This window comes from Gordonia sp. NPDC003425, from assembly GCF_053588635.1.
In genome coordinates, this window is sequence record NZ_JBSFQI010000015.1 from 22,542 (window position 1) to 38,618 (window position 16,077).

Annotated in this window: 13 protein-coding genes and 2 pseudogenes; 7 read left to right on the forward strand and 8 right to left on the reverse strand. The window is 66.6% G+C overall.

The window, feature by feature from the left end; all coding sequences use genetic code 11:
• Positions 1-166: 166 nt before the first annotated feature.
• Positions 167-1,030 (reverse strand): LLM class F420-dependent oxidoreductase, encoded by an 864-nt coding sequence (locus ACWDTD_RS16325; protein WP_449748180.1) that lies wholly within the window; start codon positions 1,028-1,030, stop codon positions 167-169.
• 431 nt (positions 1,031-1,461) lie between these two features.
• On the opposite strand from ACWDTD_RS16325, the pseudogene ACWDTD_RS16330 reads away from it, so the two are divergent.
• Positions 1,462-1,602 (forward strand): annotated as a pseudogene (locus ACWDTD_RS16330) (RpiB/LacA/LacB family sugar-phosphate isomerase); the annotation flags it as partial.
• Positions 1,603-1,689: 87 nt separating this feature from the next.
• On the opposite strand, the gene ACWDTD_RS16335 reads toward ACWDTD_RS16330, so the two are convergent.
• Positions 1,690-1,950, reverse strand: a complete 261-nt coding sequence (locus tag ACWDTD_RS16335) for a hypothetical protein (RefSeq protein ID WP_449748181.1) — start codon at positions 1,948-1,950, stop codon at positions 1,690-1,692.
• A 289-nt stretch (positions 1,951-2,239) separates the two neighbouring features.
• On the opposite strand from ACWDTD_RS16335, the pseudogene ACWDTD_RS16340 reads away from it, so the two are divergent.
• Positions 2,240-2,866 (forward strand): annotated as a pseudogene (locus tag ACWDTD_RS16340) (TetR/AcrR family transcriptional regulator C-terminal domain-containing protein); the annotation flags it as partial.
• 347 nt (positions 2,867-3,213) lie between these two features.
• Positions 3,214-4,896, forward strand: a complete 1,683-nt coding sequence (locus ACWDTD_RS16345) for an acyl-CoA dehydrogenase family protein (RefSeq protein ID WP_449748182.1) — start codon at positions 3,214-3,216, stop codon at positions 4,894-4,896.
• Here ACWDTD_RS16345 and ACWDTD_RS16350 read toward each other — a convergent pair.
• Both ACWDTD_RS16350 and ACWDTD_RS16355 read right to left on the reverse strand, forming a co-directional pair.
• The gene (locus ACWDTD_RS16350; protein WP_449748183.1) at positions 4,871-5,794 is read right to left on the reverse strand and encodes a LysR family transcriptional regulator; all 924 of its coding nucleotides are present in this window, start codon (positions 5,792-5,794) and stop codon (positions 4,871-4,873) included. The two genes, ACWDTD_RS16345 and ACWDTD_RS16350, sit on opposite strands and share 26 nt — an antisense overlap.
• A gap of 232 nt (positions 5,795-6,026) precedes the next feature.
• A complete protein-coding gene (locus ACWDTD_RS16355; protein ID WP_449748184.1) occupies positions 6,027-7,394 on the reverse strand; it encodes an FAD-binding oxidoreductase in 1,368 nt (455 codons plus the stop codon).
• Positions 7,395-7,487: 93 nt separating this feature from the next.
• Between ACWDTD_RS16355 and ACWDTD_RS16360 the strand changes: the two genes are divergently transcribed.
• The 3 genes from ACWDTD_RS16360 to ACWDTD_RS16370 all read left to right on the forward strand — a co-directional run bounded on the left by ACWDTD_RS16360 (position 7,488) and on the right by ACWDTD_RS16370 (position 10,691).
• Entirely contained in the window at positions 7,488-7,916 is a 429-nt protein-coding gene (locus tag ACWDTD_RS16360) for a nitroreductase family deazaflavin-dependent oxidoreductase (protein WP_449748185.1), read from the forward strand.
• A 21-nt stretch (positions 7,917-7,937) separates the two neighbouring features.
• Complete coding sequence (locus ACWDTD_RS16365; protein WP_449748186.1) at positions 7,938-8,897, forward strand: serine/threonine-protein kinase; 960 nt, start codon at positions 7,938-7,940, stop codon at positions 8,895-8,897.
• Positions 8,898-9,146: 249 nt separating this feature from the next.
• Positions 9,147-10,691, forward strand: a complete 1,545-nt coding sequence (locus ACWDTD_RS16370) for an amino acid permease (protein ID WP_449748187.1) — start codon at positions 9,147-9,149, stop codon at positions 10,689-10,691.
• Position 10,692: 1 nt separating this feature from the next.
• Here the strand turns inward: ACWDTD_RS16370 and ACWDTD_RS16375 are convergent, their stop codons facing one another.
• Positions 10,693-11,820, reverse strand: coding sequence for an amidohydrolase family protein (locus ACWDTD_RS16375; RefSeq protein WP_449748188.1), 1,128 nt, complete (start codon positions 11,818-11,820; stop codon positions 10,693-10,695).
• Between the two features lie 136 nt (positions 11,821-11,956).
• On the opposite strand from ACWDTD_RS16375, the gene ACWDTD_RS16380 reads away from it, so the two are divergent.
• Positions 11,957-13,108 carry an FAD-binding oxidoreductase gene (locus ACWDTD_RS16380; protein ID WP_449748189.1) on the forward strand — a complete coding sequence of 384 codons (1,152 nt, stop codon included), beginning with the start codon at positions 11,957-11,959 and terminating at the stop codon, positions 13,106-13,108.
• 34 nt (positions 13,109-13,142) lie between these two features.
• Here ACWDTD_RS16380 and ACWDTD_RS16385 read toward each other — a convergent pair whose 3' ends face one another.
• The 3 genes from ACWDTD_RS16385 to dnaJ form a co-directional block, all read right to left on the reverse strand.
• The gene (locus ACWDTD_RS16385; protein ID WP_449748190.1) at positions 13,143-14,276 is read right to left on the reverse strand and encodes a hypothetical protein; all 1,134 of its coding nucleotides are present in this window, start codon (positions 14,274-14,276) and stop codon (positions 13,143-13,145) included.
• A 138-nt stretch (positions 14,277-14,414) separates the two neighbouring features.
• Positions 14,415-14,864 carry a heat shock protein transcriptional repressor HspR gene (locus ACWDTD_RS16390; RefSeq protein ID WP_449748191.1) on the reverse strand — a complete coding sequence of 150 codons (450 nt, stop codon included), beginning with the start codon at positions 14,862-14,864 and terminating at the stop codon, positions 14,415-14,417.
• A 3-nt stretch (positions 14,865-14,867) separates the two neighbouring features.
• A complete protein-coding gene (dnaJ, locus tag ACWDTD_RS16395) occupies positions 14,868-16,076 on the reverse strand; it encodes a molecular chaperone DnaJ (protein WP_449748192.1) in 1,209 nt (402 codons plus the stop codon).
• Position 16,077: the final 1 nt, after the last annotated feature.

Consider the following 16,077-nt stretch of genomic DNA (forward strand, 5'->3'; position numbering starts at 1 on the left):
CCTCGCCTTGTCCGGACCCGATCGTCTGATTGCGACATCCGACGTCAGGTCGTGTCGGGCGTGTCTCAATCGTAGGCGAACCGACTGGTCTGGCATTGTCATCGCAGCGCCCCATCGACGCTGTCGCACTGTTCCGAGCAGGGAATTCTGAAACGCGATCGCGTGCTCAGCGCTCTATCCACCGTTGCGCCAGCGTCGCTGTCCATTCTTCGACGGCGTCGACCGCACCGGGTGGCGAATCGACGATGACGAGCTCGCTGACACCGAGATCCTCGAGCGCACCGAGATCAGCGTGCGACGGCGACCGGAGTGCGACGGCGACGTGAAGGTCGTCAGCCGAGCGGTCGCGCTCGGCGCAGTGCGCTCGCAGCGTCGCCACACGGTCGGCCACCTCATCGAGTCCGTCGACGTTGAAGCCGTACCACCCGTCGGCCCATTCGGCGACGCGCGTCAACGCACGATCACTGTTGCCGCCGAGGATGATCGGCAGGTGACGTTGCGTTGGCTTCGGGTTGACGCGCACACCCCGGAAGGACACGAACTCCGATTCGACGGAAGCGATCTCGTCGGTCCACAGTGCGCGCATCGCCGCGACATACGCCGCCGTCCGTTGTCCCCGACGTTCGAACGGAACACCCAGCGCGTCGAATTCTTCGCGGGACCAACCGATCCCCACACCGAGTGTGAACCGTCCGCCGCTGAGCCGATCCAGCGACGCCACCTGCTTGGCCATGATCACCGGATTGTGTTCCGGCAACAGCAGGACGCCCGTGGCCAACCGGATCGTCGACGAATGGGCAGCGGCAAACATGAGGCATGCCATGGGATCGAGCCAGTCGGCCTCGGCAGGCACCGCAATCCGTCCGTCAGGAGTGTACGGATACCGCGACACCGGATCGTCGACCATGACCACGTGCTCACCACACCACAGCGTCGCAAACCCCAGGGCCTCCGCGTGACGGGCGGTGGCCGCGATGATGGCGGGGTCCGCACCGGTACCGATTCCCAGTGCGTGCAGTCCTATTCGCATGGCGTCAACCCTAGCGATCAGTGACCGCGAGGACGATGATGCGGTCCGCACGGCGACGACCGGCCGATTCGCTTTGAGATAGTTCCCGCGGGGCGGTACTCCTACGACTGCGGGTGTCTGAGCGTAGAAGGACAACTCCTTGTCGTTGGTGTGTTGCCCGTCCGACAGGGCCATGTCGAATCCCAATTGCTTCGCACGTTGGTAGGCCCTGGTCATGTCGTCGAGCGAGGCGACCTGGATGTTGAGGTGTCGGCGGGAACCGCAGAATCGGATTCCAACTGTCTGGCAGCATGCTCGTGCCGACGGTCGGCACGACGAGGAGCACGGCAGCCAGGACCCCGATACTGGCTGCGGCACTTCGCAGAGCGCGCGCTGAACCAATCGGTGCTCCAACTGACGGGTTCACGGCTCAGGAGGCCTCCTCAGCCTGAGCCGTCCTGTCCAACGACGCCCAGATTCCCTGCTTCGGACAGCGAGTCATCGGGATCGAACTCGCTCGCAAGCTCGCCAAGGAATGGCTCGACTACCGATTTGATCCCGCCTGCCCATCTGCCGAGAAGGTCGGCCAGCTGGGTCGCAACCGGAACCCAGCCCCACACACCGAGTGGTGCCGATCCGAAGTCCACCACTCCAGGGGACTTATCCGGTTGTCGCCGGAATCAGGGGATGACGTTGTGCGGGACCAGATCTCCGATGTTCGTCGGTGGGAGTGCGCGAACAACTGCCATGATCGCCTCGCACACCGGTGCTGTTGGCACACCAGTCTCGCAGACGTAATTGCCCAGTTTGTCCCAGTTCTCACAGTGGCCGACGAAACAGTAGGTCAACCCGTCGGCACTGCGACTCCACGGTGGCGTCGGCGGCTTTGGCACATTGACGTGATCGGCTGACGCCACCGGTGCGCCGATCGCCGCCATCACGGCCACACCTGCGGTCCCGATCAACACCCGTAGTTTCATGGATTTCACGCGCTCCTCCTCGGCGTATGTCCAGCCATCCGATCAGCCCACAAACCCCACGGGAAAGACCAGTTTGGCCTAGGGGTATCGGCGCAGACTATACGGGCAGCTCAGGGCCCCAGCGTCAGCGCGCGCTTCTCGTTTCTCACAGTCGTCGTCGTTACGGATCAACTCAGCTAGACGCGGATCTCACCCTTCTCCGTTATTGTCTGTCGTACAAACTTGTTTGCCGTACAAACACGGAGTCGGAGTGCCCCAGGACCAGGCGTCGCGTCGTGCCAGCCGCAGCACCGGCAGGCAGACCCGTAAGACGTTGCTGCGGGCCGCCGACGAGGTGTTCCGCGAACACGGCGAGACGGCACCGGTCGCGCAGATCTGCGCGCGGGCCAACACCTTTCCCAACCAGGTGACGTACTACTTCGGCTCCAAGGAGCACTTGTTCGTCGAGGTGGCGTGTGCCGCGGTGCTCCGCGCCGGCAGGCATGCCGAGGAGTCGGCGGCCGCGGCGATCACCGTGCGCGCCTACGCCGAGACACTCGTGACCACGCTCCTCGGCCCGGAAGCCAGAGCGGTCGAGATGTTCACCACGGCGATGCTCTTGGGCGCGCAACGACCCCAGTCGAAGGCGCTCATCGCGGACACGCTGCGATTGCTGCACGAACGCGGCGAACAGGCCCTGATGAACACGCTGGTGCGCACCGGATGGCAGTTGCGCGCCTCGATCGGTGTCGAGGCCAAGGCGTTCTGGTCGGCGATCTTCGGTCTGGTGATCCAGAAGCCGGTCACCGACGACGCACTCGACCACACCCTCGCCGATGCGGTGACCGTGATCTTCACCAACCTCGGAATCTCGGAGGACGTGCTGAGCGCTCGGCTCGGTGGTCTCGACAAGCTCGACCAGCGGGAGGCACCCGACCAGCGAGGGGCACCCGACCAGCGGGGGGCACCCGACCAGCGGGGGGAACTCGACCCGTGGGAGGCACCCGACCCGTGGGAGGCACCCGACCCGTGGGAGGCACCCGACCCGTGGGGGGAACTCGACCAGCAGGGGGAATCCGACCAGCGGGGGGAACTCGACCAGCGGGAGACACCCGACCAGCGAGAGGAACCCGACCAGCGAGAGGAACCCGACCAACGGGAGGCACCCGACCAGCGGGAGGCACCCGACCAGCGGGAGGCACCCGACCAGCGAGGGGAACCCGACCACCACCGAAAGGCAACTCGATGACCTCCACCGCCCCCACCACGCACCCGCAGCCGCATGTGACGCACACGGTGTTCAACCAGTCGGCCCCACGTGTCGACGTCAACGAGTACGAGCTCGATCATGTTCTGCAGGAATCGATCCGGCGCCACGATGCCGGCTGGGCCGAAGCGGAGCTACGCGAGGTGGGCGCCCTCGTCGGCAGTGCCGAGTTCCAGCACGACGCACAACTGGCGAACGCGATCACCCCGGTGCTGCACACCTTCGACCGGTGGGGCAACCGGATCGACGAGGTGGAATATCACCCCAGCTATCACCGCATCATCTCCGCGGCCGTTGCCCACGGCGCACACACCCGGTGCTGGGCCGATCCACAACCCGGCTCGCACGTCGCCCGCGCGGGAGTGTTCATGCTCTTCGGGCAGATCGAACCCGGACACGCCTGCCCCGTGTCGATGACGCACGCCGTGATCCCCTCACTCGAACTGCAACCCGACGTGGCCGCGCAGTGGGTACCGAAGGCGTTGTCGCGCAGCTACTCCCCCGACCTCGGCGCCGACAAGGCGTCGGCGATCTTCGGTATGTCGATGACCGAGAAGCAGGGCGGGTCCGACGTGCGGGCCAACACCACCGTCGCCCGCCCGGTCGGCGCGGGCGGGCCCGGCGCAGAGTATCTGCTCACCGGACACAAGTGGTTCTGCTCGGCCCCGATGTCGGATGCGTTTCTCGTCCTCGCGCAGGCCGAAGGACCGGGCGGACAAGGGCTGTCGTGTTTCCTGCTACCGCGCGTACTGCCCGACGGCACCCGCAACGTGTTCCGCATCCAGCGACTCAAGAACAAGCTCGGCAACAAGTCGAACGCGTCGAGCGAGATCGAACTCGACGGCACCGTGGCGCTGATGGTCGGCGAACCGGGACGCGGGGTGCGCACCATCATCGAGATGGTCGCCCAGACCCGCCTCGACTGCGTGCTGGGCAGCGCCGCAGGCATGCGGCAGGCCGTCGCGGAGGCCACCTGGCACGCACGGCACCGCGCCGCCTTCGGCGCCACCCTCGCCGACCAGCCCGCGATGGCCGCGGTTCTCGCCGATCTCGCCCTGGAATCCGAGGCGGCCACCACCACCGCCATCCGACTCGCCCGGGCCCACGACGAGGACGCCGATGACCAGGAGCGGGCATTCCGGCGCCTCGGCACCGCGGTGGCCAAGTACTGGATCTGCAAGCGCGGCCCGCACCATGCCTACGAGGCACTGGAATGCTTGGGGGGCAACGGATACACCGAAGACTTCCCGCTCGCGATGCGGTATCGCGAGCAGCCGGTGATGGCCGTGTGGGAGGGGTCGGGCAACGTGATCGCCCTCGACGTGCTGCGCGCGATGAGCCGTGAACCGGAAACGGTGGCGGCCTTCGTCGCCGAGGTCGACCTGGCCCGCGGCAGCAACACAGTCCTCGACATCCACCTCGACACGATGCAACGTCAACTACACGCACTGGCCGGCGCCGCCCCGGCCGATGCCCAACGGCGTGCCCGCGCCGTCATCGAGAGTATGGCGTTGGCGTTGGAAGCGTCACTGCTGGTGCGGTTTTCGCCTCACTCGGTGTCCGATGCCTTCATCGACGCCCGCCTGGGAGCCGATCGTCGACTCGAGTACGGCGCATTGTCGTCCGACGCCGACGTCACGTCGATTCTGGCCCGGCACTGATACCCCCGGCACCGATACTCACCGAGTCGAGGATGCGGTTACGCATCGTCGGCGCGGTGTTGGGCAGCCACATCGCCATCACCGGAGTGAACGGCGGGTCGTCGAAGGAGATCACCCTGATCTGCCTTTCGTAGAGCCATCCGGGCTGGTTGGTCACGAACGCCACCGCCTGTGGATGGGCGATGACCGACGTGTGCGGGGGCGTCCCGCGCAGCTTCGACACGATGGTCTCCGGTTCGAAACCCGCACGGCGACAATAGGACACCAGCATGTCGGTGTATTCGGGCTCGAGTTCGGAGATCACGATCTGACAGGAGGCCAGATCATTCATGCTGCACGTCTCGTTGACCGCGAGCGGGTGACGAGCGTTGACGGCCAGACGCAATTCATGTCGGGTGGCGATGGCTCCGGCCAGATCCGGCGGCGACTGCACCGACCGCGCCAGCGCCAGGTCGATCCGGCCGGCGAGGAGTTCGTCGCGGATCACGTCGGCCGACACCGGGCGCACCGTGATGGGCATCGACGCATCCTGCAACACCGCGCCCTCGATCACCTGGAACACCTCCGACGGCGCGAGTCCCGGCGTGTATCCGACGGTATAGGGATCGGGGTTGTGCGCATCGATCAGACGCACCTCCGAGGCGAGATGCGCACTGCCCGCGAGCAGCGGTACCGCCCCCTCGTAGAGGGCGGTACCCGCGGGCGTCGGAGTGAGCGAGCGGCGCGACCGGGAGAACAATTCGACCCCGAGTTGGCGTTCGAGATCCCGGATCGCCGACGACACCGCCTGCTGCGAGATGAACAGCCGCTCGGCGGCCACCCTCAGCGACGGCGACTCCACCACCTCGACGAACATCCGCAGCCGCCGCAGATCGATTTCTCGCCCATCACCCGTCACCACTCCATTATCAATCAAGCATTGACAAATGTCGCGGAATCGGTGATCGATGGTTGAGATATTTCGTTCTACAGTAATTTCTGCGCCGCGCGAACTCCAGCGCTTCGCCTCGAGGAGGCGAAACCGGACAAGCGATTCACCGGTTCGCATGTCGCAGCACAGAGGGGGCGCTACGACATGCGAACCGGGGCTCACCCTCCGGTCGATCCGGACATCACAGGCGCCACGCCATTCACAGCAGCACTCCCGGATTCAGTAATCCCCGGGGATCGAGCGCGTGTTTGATGAGCGTCGTCAGATCCATCACGTCGGGGCCGAGCTGATCGGGCAGCCACGCCTTCTTCAGTCGGCCTACGCCATGCTCCCCGGTGATCGTGCCACCCAACGAGATCGCCAGATCCATGATCTGGCCGAAGGCGTGTTGCGCGCGCTGCGATTGCGCCTCGTCGGACGGGTCGAAGACGATCAGCGGGTGCGTGTTGCCGTCGCCCGCGTGGGCGATCACCGAGATCATCACGTCGTTCTCCCGGGCGATCCCGGCCACACCGTCGATCAACGCCGGCAACGCGGGCAGCGGTACCCCCACGTCCTCGAGCAGCAACGATCCCAGCTTCTCCACCGCCGGGATCGCCGCGCGCCGAGCGGCGGTGAAGGCGTCGCCCTCGATCGGATCGTCGGTCGAGAACACCTCACTGGCTCCGTTGTCGCGAAACGCCTCCTCGATGATCGCCACCTCGGCAGCGCCGGCCGGCCCGGGGGCGTCGGATTGGGCCACCAACAGCGCCCCCGCATCCCGGTCGAGGCCCATCCGCAGCATGTCCTCCACCGCGTTGATCGACACCGCATCCATGAACTCGAGCATCGCCGGGCGGATCTTCGCGGTGATCGCCAGCACCGCCTCGCTCGCGTCATGCACCGACGCGAAGGTGCCGACCACCGTGCACGCGGCGGCTTGCGGCGGCAGCAACCGCAGGGTGACCTCCGTGACGATGCCGAGTAAACCCTCGCTGCCGACGAACAGTTTGGTCAGCGAGAGGCCCGCCGAATCCTTGAGTTGTTTGCCGCCGAGCCGGATCGCGCGCCCGTCGGCCAGCACCACTTCCAGACCCAGCACGTAATCGGTGGTGACGCCGTACTTCACACAGCACAGACCGCCGGCGTTGGTCGCCACGTTGCCCCCGATCGAGCAGATCTCGAACGACGACGGGTCCGGCGGGTACCACAGGCCGTGCGCCGCGGCCGCGGCCTTGACCTCCGCATTGAACAGCCCCGGTTGCACCACGGCCGTGCGGGTGGCGGTGTCGATGTGCAGATTCCGCATCTTCTCGGTCGAGATCATGATCGCGCCGTCGACAGCGGTGGAACCGCCCGACAAGCTGGTGCCGGCACCCCGGGTGATCAGGGGAATTCCGTGGGTGCCACACCAGCCGACGGTGGCCTGCACATCGGCGGTGGTGACCGGACGAACCAGCGCCAGCGGAGTGCCGGCCGCCGGATCCTGCGCACGATCCTGCCGGTAACCGGCCAGCACGTCGGGATCGGTGATCACCATCTGCGGCTCGAGCGCGCTGATCAACGCGTCCAATACGGCACTGCTCATAGGGTCACCCTAGGTCGCCGCGTCACCCATGGTTCGCCGGTTGATCAATCAAAACATCCGCGACGCGGACCGCCCGACGCGCACAATGAGGATATGAGCGACTTCAACGAGACCATCATCGACGAATTCCGTTCGAATGACGGCACCGTCTCCACCATGGGGTTCGGCCGCACGCTGGTGATACTGCATTCCACGGGTGCGAAGTCCGGGCAGGAGCGGACCAGCCCCCTGATGTCGTTACCCGACGCGGTCGGCGGGCGGTTCATCGTCGGCAGCGCGGCGGGCTCGCCGAAGGATCCGGCGTGGGTGCACAACCTCCGCAAGAACCCCGAGGTCACCATCGAGGTCGCCGGCGACAAGGGCGGCATCGAGACCCACCAGGCGACGGCCACCGAGCTGAATCCGGTGGAACGTGAGCAGGCATGGCAGGCGTTCGTCGCCGCCTCCGACGGCTTCCAGAAGTACACCGAGACCGCGGAAGGTCGGGTATTCCCGATCTTCCGGCTGACGCCGACCGACTGAGCGCACCGCTACTCTGGCGGTGTGTTGCAGCCAGGGGACGAGGTGGCCGGCTTCACGGTCGACTCCCTCGTCGGCCGCGGGAGCAGCGCAGACGTGTACCGGGTCCATCGACCCGACGAACCGGGTCCGCTCGCGCTCAAGGTGCTGCACTCGGAATCCACCGGGCACACCCGGGCACGCGAACGGTTCGAACGCGAATTCTCCATCGCGTCGGTGCTGCATCACCCCCACATCGTCGCGATGTACACGCGCGGTGAGGTCGAGACCCCTGAAGAGGCCCTCGGACGGGCCCGATCGCTCGGCATCGACGAGACCGACACGCACACCACCCTCTGGCTCGCCATGCAGTACGTTCCGGGACCCCCGGCGACGGCCCTCATACCGCGCGCGGACGAAGAACCCGAGGTCTCCACGGTGATGACGGTGGCCCGTGAGATCGCCGACGCGCTCGACTATGCGCACGGTCAGGAGGTCCTGCACCGGGACGTGAAACCCGCGAACATCCTGCTCACCTCCGACCAGGACGACGCCGACGCCTTCCTGACCGACTTCGGCATCGCACAGTTGCTCGACGACACCCGGCCACTCGCGCGCAACGGACGCGTGCAGGGTTCCATCGGATACGCAGCGCCCGAACTGCTTCAGGCCAAGAAGATCTCACCGGCCACCGACCAGTACGCGCTGGCCTGCACGCTCGTCGAACTACTCACCGGCGAACCGCCGTATCCGCGTGCCACCGCGTTCGCGATCACCCGGGCCCATTTGCGTGACGAGCCACCGAAACTGACCCGCCGGCGCAAATGGCTTCCCTCGGCACTGAACTCGATCTTCGCCAAAGCGCTCGCGAAGGACCCCGCCGATCGTTACGACACGTGCCGCGAGTTCGTCGACATCGTGGCCCGGGTGATGCGCGACGTTCCGGTTCCGGCGCCTGTTGCGCCGCGACGACCCTGGCGACGGGTACCGGTCCGGCACACCTGATGTGATCCATGCCACAGTCAAGGATATGTAAATTCGGACAGCATCCGGCCATTCTCTCTGTGCAGCAACGACTTTGGGACTACAGCTTGTCAAATCAAACCCGGGTGAGGCGCGACTTCTTTAACATTCGCAACCTTTCGGGCGCAGTACGTCGTCGCTAGCGTCTGTTCAGTCCACGTTCACCCGGCCTGCCCTCGCGCGATCCGTGACGGCCTGCAGGCCCCGCAAACGTCCACCACCAGAGGAACCATGACAACCGAACAGACAACGTCCTACGACAACTCTGCCCTCGCGCACGAAGACGAGGGGTACCACAAGAGTCTCAAACCCCGTCAGATCCAGATGATCGCGATCGGCGGCGCCATCGGCACCGGCCTGTTCATGGGTGCCGGCAGCCGCCTGCACGACGCCGGCCCCGGCCTGTTCATCGTGTACGCGGTGTGCGGCATCTTCGTCTTCTTCATCCTCCGCGCGCTCGGTGAACTGGTGCTCCACCGCCCGTCGTCGGGTTCGTTCGTCTCCTACGCACGCGAATTCTTCGGTGAGAAAACAGCTTTCGTCACCGGTTGGCTCTACTTCTTCAACTGGGCCGCCACGGCGATCGTCGATGTGACCGCTGTTGCGCTGTACGTGCACTACTGGGGCATGTTCGAGGCCATCCCGCAGTGGCTGATCGCACTCATCGCACTGGGGATCGTGCTCACGATGAACATCATCTCGGTGAAACTGTTCGGCGAGATGGAGTTCTGGGCCTCGATCATCAAGGTCACCGCGCTGGTCATCTTCCTCGTGGTGGGCATCGTGTTCCTCGCCGGCCGCTTCGAGATCGACGGTCAGCAAACCGGAATCAGCGTCATCACCGACAACGGCGGCATGTTCCCCGAGGGCATCTTCCCGCTGTGCATCGTGACCTCCGGCGTGATCTTCGCCTATGCCGCAGTCGAACTCGTGGGCATCGCGGCCGGAGAGACCGCCGACCCCCCGAAAGTGATGCCGCGCGCCATCAATTCGGTGATCGTCCGGATCGCGGTGTTCTACGTGGGTTCGGTTCTGCTTCTGGCTCTTCTGCTTCCGTACACGGCCTACAGCAAGGGCGAGAGCCCGTTCGTCACGTTCTTCTCGAAGATCGGGATGCCCGCCGCCGGCGGCATCATGAACCTGGTGGTGTTGACCGCAGCCCTGTCGAGCCTCAACGCGGGCCTCTACTCCACGGGCCGCATCCTTCGCTCGATGGCGCTCAACGGCAGCGGTCCCGCCTTCACCGGCAAGATGAACCGCAACGGTGTGCCGTTCGGCGGGATCGCCCTGACCGGCGCCCTCACCCTGCTCGGCATCGTGCTCAACCTCTTTGTTCCCGAGGACGCCTTCAACATCGCGCTGGATCTGTCGGCGCTGGGCATCATCTCCACCTGGGCGATGATCATCGCCTGCCAACTCCAGCTCTACCGCTGGTGGAAGCAGGGCATCCTGGAACGTCCCGCATTCCGGCTGCCCGGCGCCCCGTGGACATCCATTGCCACCCTGGTGTTCCTGGCCGCAGTCACCGTGCTGATGTGCTACGAGAACATCTGGAATCTCATCGCGATCATCGTGATGGTTCCGCTGCTGATCGGTGGCTGGTACGCGGTGCGCGGCAAGGTGATGGCCATCGCCGCAACGCGTGTCGGTTACACGGGTGAGTATCCGGTTGTCCCACAACCGCCGATCCCCACCGAGCCCCATCACCTCGAGGAAGCCGAGGAGCGGATCGAGGAGCGGATCGAAGGCCACCACAAGAACCGCGACGACGAGTAGCTCACATCTCGAGGGCGTACACGCGCCGGGCGGTATCACGGAACACGCTGCGCAACATATCGTTTCCCCACGGGGACAGGATGTCGACGAGCGCACCGACGATCATGTCCGCAGACGCGTTGGGCCGGTCGACCGGAAGGTTGGACCCGAACATCACCCGGCCGGCGCCGAAGTGTGCCACAACATACTCGATGAGCGGTCCCACCATCTCGGTCAGCGTCTCGCGACTTCCGATGTTGCCCCAGGAGTCGTGTCCGTAACCCAGCACCGGTAGGGCGAGCCCGGAGAGCTTCACCACCACATTGGGGTGCGCGGACAGGGTCATCATCCGCTCGCGCCACAACCGCAGGATGTCGGCGCGTGCGGCGGCCGTGGCACCGGTGCGCATGCCCGTCGGACCGAAAGCCCCCACCGGCGCGCCGAAGTGGTCGACGATGATCGTGGCCTCCGGGTACTCGCGGGCGAGGGTGACCACCTCGTACAACTGATGCGAGTACACGAAGGTCTCGATCGACAGCCCTCGCCGCACGGCCTCCCCGAAACCGCGGAGGCTCTCCGCCGACGACAGCACGCCGTCGGCGTCGACCGAGTTCAGCACCCGCGGATCCGGATGGTGCGCGGTGCGAAAGCGAACCGCTCGTACCCGATCGGTGACCTCGAGGTGCTCGTCGAGCGTGGCACCGAAGTCGTCGGTGCGGGGATCGACCCCGACCACGATCGCGCCCAGTGCCGGAGCCAATCCCTGACCGAAGGGCAGCGACGAGAGGTAGCGCGTCTCATCAACCAGGTGACGGTCGGTCGCGGGCGGTCCCTCGGCCCGTTGCGCCCGTGCCCGCCACTGTGATTCGACGGCCACGACGGTTTGTACCGGAGCGCCCGCAACGGTCGGCACCGCAGCGATGTCGGCCAGATACTGTTTCGGCTCGTACGGCCGCGACAACATCCCGGGGGCGAGGATGTACTCGCGCGCAGCCCGATTCAGCGTCATCGAGAAGAGCCTGTTGCCCAGTTGCGAGGGGCCGCGGCGCAGCCGGTTGAGGCTCGACACCGGCCAGGAGGATTGACGCGGATGCCACTGATTCACGTGGGCGTCGACAATCCCCCCGATCACGCCGTCCGGGTAACTCACAGGACGAGAGTGCCACAACACGACGCACGATGACATCACGTGGTGGTTGCGCGCCATCCCGCCGACCATGCGCGGGCTGATTTGCGCGACGGTGTGAGAATGGACCTGTCCTGCGGCAGAGGAGGAGGTCGAGTACATGGCGACTCACTCTCGAAACGTGCTTCACCATGCCCGCGACCTGATCGGGCGCGACCCCGACACCTTCACCCGCAACGTGTTCACGCGGCTCTTCACCATCGACCCCGACCTGCATGAACTGTTCCCCGCGGCGATGCGCAGCGTGCGCGAGGCCTTCTTCCACGTGATCGATCACGTCCTCGAAGTGGTGCCGGCCGACAACGGTCATGACGAGCTGGTGGATCTGCTCGCGCAGCTCGGCCGCGATCACCGCAAGTATGGTGTGCTTCCCGAGCACTACGACCTGATGTACCGAGCCCTGATGGGCGAGTTCCACACGATTCTGCGCTCCCAGTGGGACCAGGAGACCGAACGGGCGCTGGGGCAGGCGATGATGCTGGCGACCGGCGTGATGCGTGGCGCGGCGCAGATGGCGCCGGGCCCCGCACAGTGGAATGCCGAGGTGGTCGAGAAGTATCGGATCACCCGTGACCTGGCGGTTGTGCGTCTGGTCTCCCGAGAGACTCTCCGCTTTGCGGCGGGTCAGTATCTGGAGGTGCAGATCCCGCAGTGGCCGCGTCTGTGGCGCAATCTGTCACCGTCGATCCCGCCGAACCGGGCCGGCGAACTCGAGTTCCATGTGCGGTCGGTGCCGGGCGGATCGGTGAGCTCGGCGATCGTCAACGAATCCGCTGTCGGCGACGTGTGGCAGCTGGCCCAGAGCCATGGCACGCTGCACATCATCCCGGGTCACGACGTCCTCATGGTGGCGGGCGGTACCGGACTCGCACCGCTGCGCGCGCTGCTGATCGAGATGTCGAAGCGGGCCGACGCCCCGGCCACCCACATCTACTACGGGATGCGCTACCCCGGCGAACTCTACGATCTGGCCGTGCTGCGCCGTATCGCGTCGACCAATCCGTGGCTGCGGGTGACCGCGGTGTCCGAGCACGCCGACGATCCCTGGTGGATCGACTCGATCGCATCACCGGAGAAACTCGGCATCGAGCATGAGATCGGGACCCTGGCCGACGTGGTGGCGAAGGCGGGGCCATGGGATGACCATCAAGCGCTGATCGCCGGATCGGCGGAGATGATCGAGGTGACCCGTCGGCGGCTGATCATCGCCGGGGTGCGCGCCAGCCTCATTCAGCACGACCCGGTGCACTAGCGGAGATTCCGGGCCGGGTCATCGGTCGGCGCCGTCAGTTCTGGCCGGTACCGCCCTCGTCTGCGGCGCCGCCCGCTTGCGGGACGGTCACGGTGGTGGTGCTGTACTCGGTTCGGGTTTCCGTTTGCGTCTCGGTCTCGGTCTCGGTCACCGTGGTGGCCTCCGTGCGCGTCACCGTCGGCGGCCGTTCGGTGGTAGTACGCACGTCGGTGTCGGTCACCGTCGCGGTCTCGGTTTCGGTCCGGGTGCCGCCGTTGCGGGTCACCGTGACGGGTTCACCGGTGACCGTCACGGTCGACGGCGTCGCGGCGGGACTCGACCCGCCCGAATCGGAGGTGGTGACCAGCGCGGTCAGTCCGATCGCGCCGAGCAGAACCGCCAGTCCGATGGCGGCGCCGAGTAGCCACCACCGCAGACCCGACGACGACGACCGCTGCCGGGGCACCGGGATGAGGGCGGTGGGCGCCGGCGGTGACGCGGCGCCGGCCGACAGCGCCAGGGCGGGCATGTCGGCGATGATCACCGGACGCTGCACCGAGTATTCGAGCGCGGGTGCGACCCCCGGCAACTCGGCGCCCGCACCGGTGCAGACCACCGACCAGAGCCGTCCGCCGCCGTTGGTCCGCGCGATCATGCCCGCCACAGCGCCGGCGGCCTGGGGATCGGTCACGGGAAGGTTGCCGGCGTCGCCCCCGAGTGCGGCGTCACTGTGATCGGCAACGCCGAGCACCTCACCGGTGGTCTGATCGATCAGGGCGATGCAGGTACCCACCGCGGGGGCGCCGCGGCGGTCGAGGTTGACCACGGCGACCGCACCCGCGCCGGCCGGATTGGCGCGAGCCACCGCGGCCATCGCCGGGGGCAGGTCCTCCACCTTGGTGACGGCGTACCACGCGGGATTGCCGGGGCCCGGGCGAAAGGTTGCCGCCAGGAAGTCGCGGGTCTGCGGTTGCGCGCAGGAGATCGTCATCTCGTCGACCGGGAACGGCGCGGACTCGATGAGTTCACGGATCGCCGCAACCGCTGCCCCGGGCGACGCATCGGGCAGATCCACCATGTTGCTGGCGATGATCTCGTCGCCGCCGGAACCCGGGTCCGCGCGGCGCACCACCGAGGCGATCTCGTCGCCGACGACGGACACGCCGAGGACGACGGGATCGGGCCTCACCACTCCCGATGGTTGTGTCACAGGTCCTGACTCCTCGGTTCGCTGTCGAGGTGCCAGCCTAACGTGCGCTCCCCGGTGGCCGATGGGCCACCGGGGAGCGGGGTACACCTTCTCCGGGGTATGTCGACGGCTGGGCGCTCAGTCGTTACGGCGCGTGTCGTTCCGTCGCGCACGCCGCGGCTGCCAGACCACCAGCGCGCTGGTGCGCGGGACCGGCACCAGGTCGCCGCCACGACGGGCGGCGGCCTGCTCGACCTGTGACTGCAGTTCACGCAGCCGTTCTTGGAGCGCATCGACCTGGTTGGTGAGGTCGATGATCCGCTTGATGCCGGCGAGGTTGACGCCCTCCTCCTGGGAGAGCCGCTGGATCTCGCGCAACACCTCGACGTCACGGGTGGAGTAGCGACGCCCACCGCCGCTGGTGCGTTGCGGGGTGACCAGTCCGAGCCGGTCGTAGGTCCGCAGTGTCTGGGCGTGCATGCCGGCCAGCTGGGCGGCCACCGAGATCATGAAGGTGGCGCCGGACTCCTCGAACTCGCGGTCAAACCCGCTGGTGTCGAATCCCCGCTCGAATTCCTCGCGTGCCATGGCTCATCGCCCCCATCCCGACCGCGGGTCGAATCCGCTCGCCCGTTCCGCCTCGGCGTAGGCGCGCATGGCCTCGATCGCGGCATCGTCGAGCTTGTGTGGGATCTCGACCTTGACGGTCACCAGCAGGTCGCCGGCGCCGCCGCTGCGACGCGGGACACCGCGTCCGCGGACCCGCAGGGTGCGGCCGTCGGTGGTGTTCGCCGGGATCTTCACCCCGACCGACCCGTCCAGTGTCGGCACCGAGACGGTGGCGCCGAGCACCAGCTCGGAGAAGCTCACCGGCAGTTGCACCTTGAGGTCGTTCCCGCTGCGGGTGAACACCTTGTCGGGGGTCACGTGGACCACCACGTACAGGTCGCCCGACGGTGCGCCCCGTCGACCGGCCTCGCCTTGTCCGGCGAGTCGGATACGTTGCCCGTCCTCCACGCCCGCGGGGATGCGGACGTTGATGGTGCGGGTGCGTTCCTTGACGCCGGTGCCCGAGCAATCGCTGCACGGATCGTCGATCCGTGAGCCGGTGCCCTGGCAGTCCTGGCAGGGTTCGCTGAATCCGAACGCGCCCTGATTGCGGCTGACGAATCCGGAGCCGTTGCAGGTGGGGCACACCCGCGGGCTGGTGCCCGGCTTGGCACCGCTGCCGTGGCAGGTGGTGCACGGCGACGGGCTGGTCAGCCGAAGTGGCACGGTGGTACCCAACGCGGCGTCCTTGAACGACAGCGTCGTCTCGGTCTCGAGGTCGTTGCCCCGGCGAGGCCGGGTCGCGGTGGACGTACGGTTGCCGCCGCCGCGATTGAACAGTCCCTCGAAGATGTCGCCGAATCCGCCACCACCGGAGTCACCGGCACCGCCGAACAGGTCGCCGAGATCGCCGATGTTGAAGTCGGCACCACTGTTGGTGGAGTATCGCGTTCCGCCGCCGCCCGGGAATCCACCGGGGAATCCGTTTCCGCCCCCGCGGAATTGGCCGCCGGCGAACATGGCGCGGGTCTCGTCGTACTCCTTGCGCTTCTCCGCGTCGGCGAGCACGCTGTGTGCTTCGGACACTCGCTTGAAGCGCTCTTCGGCTTCTTTGTCCCCCGGATTGGCGTCGGGGTGCAGCTCGCGTGCGAGCTTGCGATAAGCCTTCTTGATCTCTTCAGCCGAAGCGTCAGAAGCAACGCCCAGGTCCTTGTAGAAGTCGTGTTCGAGCCACTCTCGTTGTGGAGCCACC

Bases quoted from the DNA above. Each gene is read 5' to 3' on its own strand.
- ACWDTD_RS16360 (WP_449748185.1), top strand. From the start codon at position 7,488: ATGAGCGACTTCAACGAGACCATCATCGACGAATTCCGTTCGAATGAC.
- ACWDTD_RS16355 (WP_449748184.1), bottom strand. From the start codon at position 7,394: ATGAGCAGTGCCGTATTGGACGCGTTGATCAGCGCGCTCGAGCCGCAG.
- ACWDTD_RS16345 (WP_449748182.1), top strand. From the start codon at position 3,214: ATGACCTCCACCGCCCCCACCACGCACCCGCAGCCGCATGTGACGCAC.
- ACWDTD_RS16370 (WP_449748187.1), top strand. From the start codon at position 9,147: ATGACAACCGAACAGACAACGTCCTACGACAACTCTGCCCTCGCGCAC.
- ACWDTD_RS16380 (WP_449748189.1), top strand. From the start codon at position 11,957: ATGGCGACTCACTCTCGAAACGTGCTTCACCATGCCCGCGACCTGATC.
- ACWDTD_RS16390 (WP_449748191.1), bottom strand. From the start codon at position 14,864: ATGGCACGCGAGGAATTCGAGCGGGGATTCGACACCAGCGGGTTTGAC.
- ACWDTD_RS16325 (WP_449748180.1), bottom strand. From the start codon at position 1,030: ATGCGAATAGGACTGCACGCACTGGGAATCGGTACCGGTGCGGACCCC.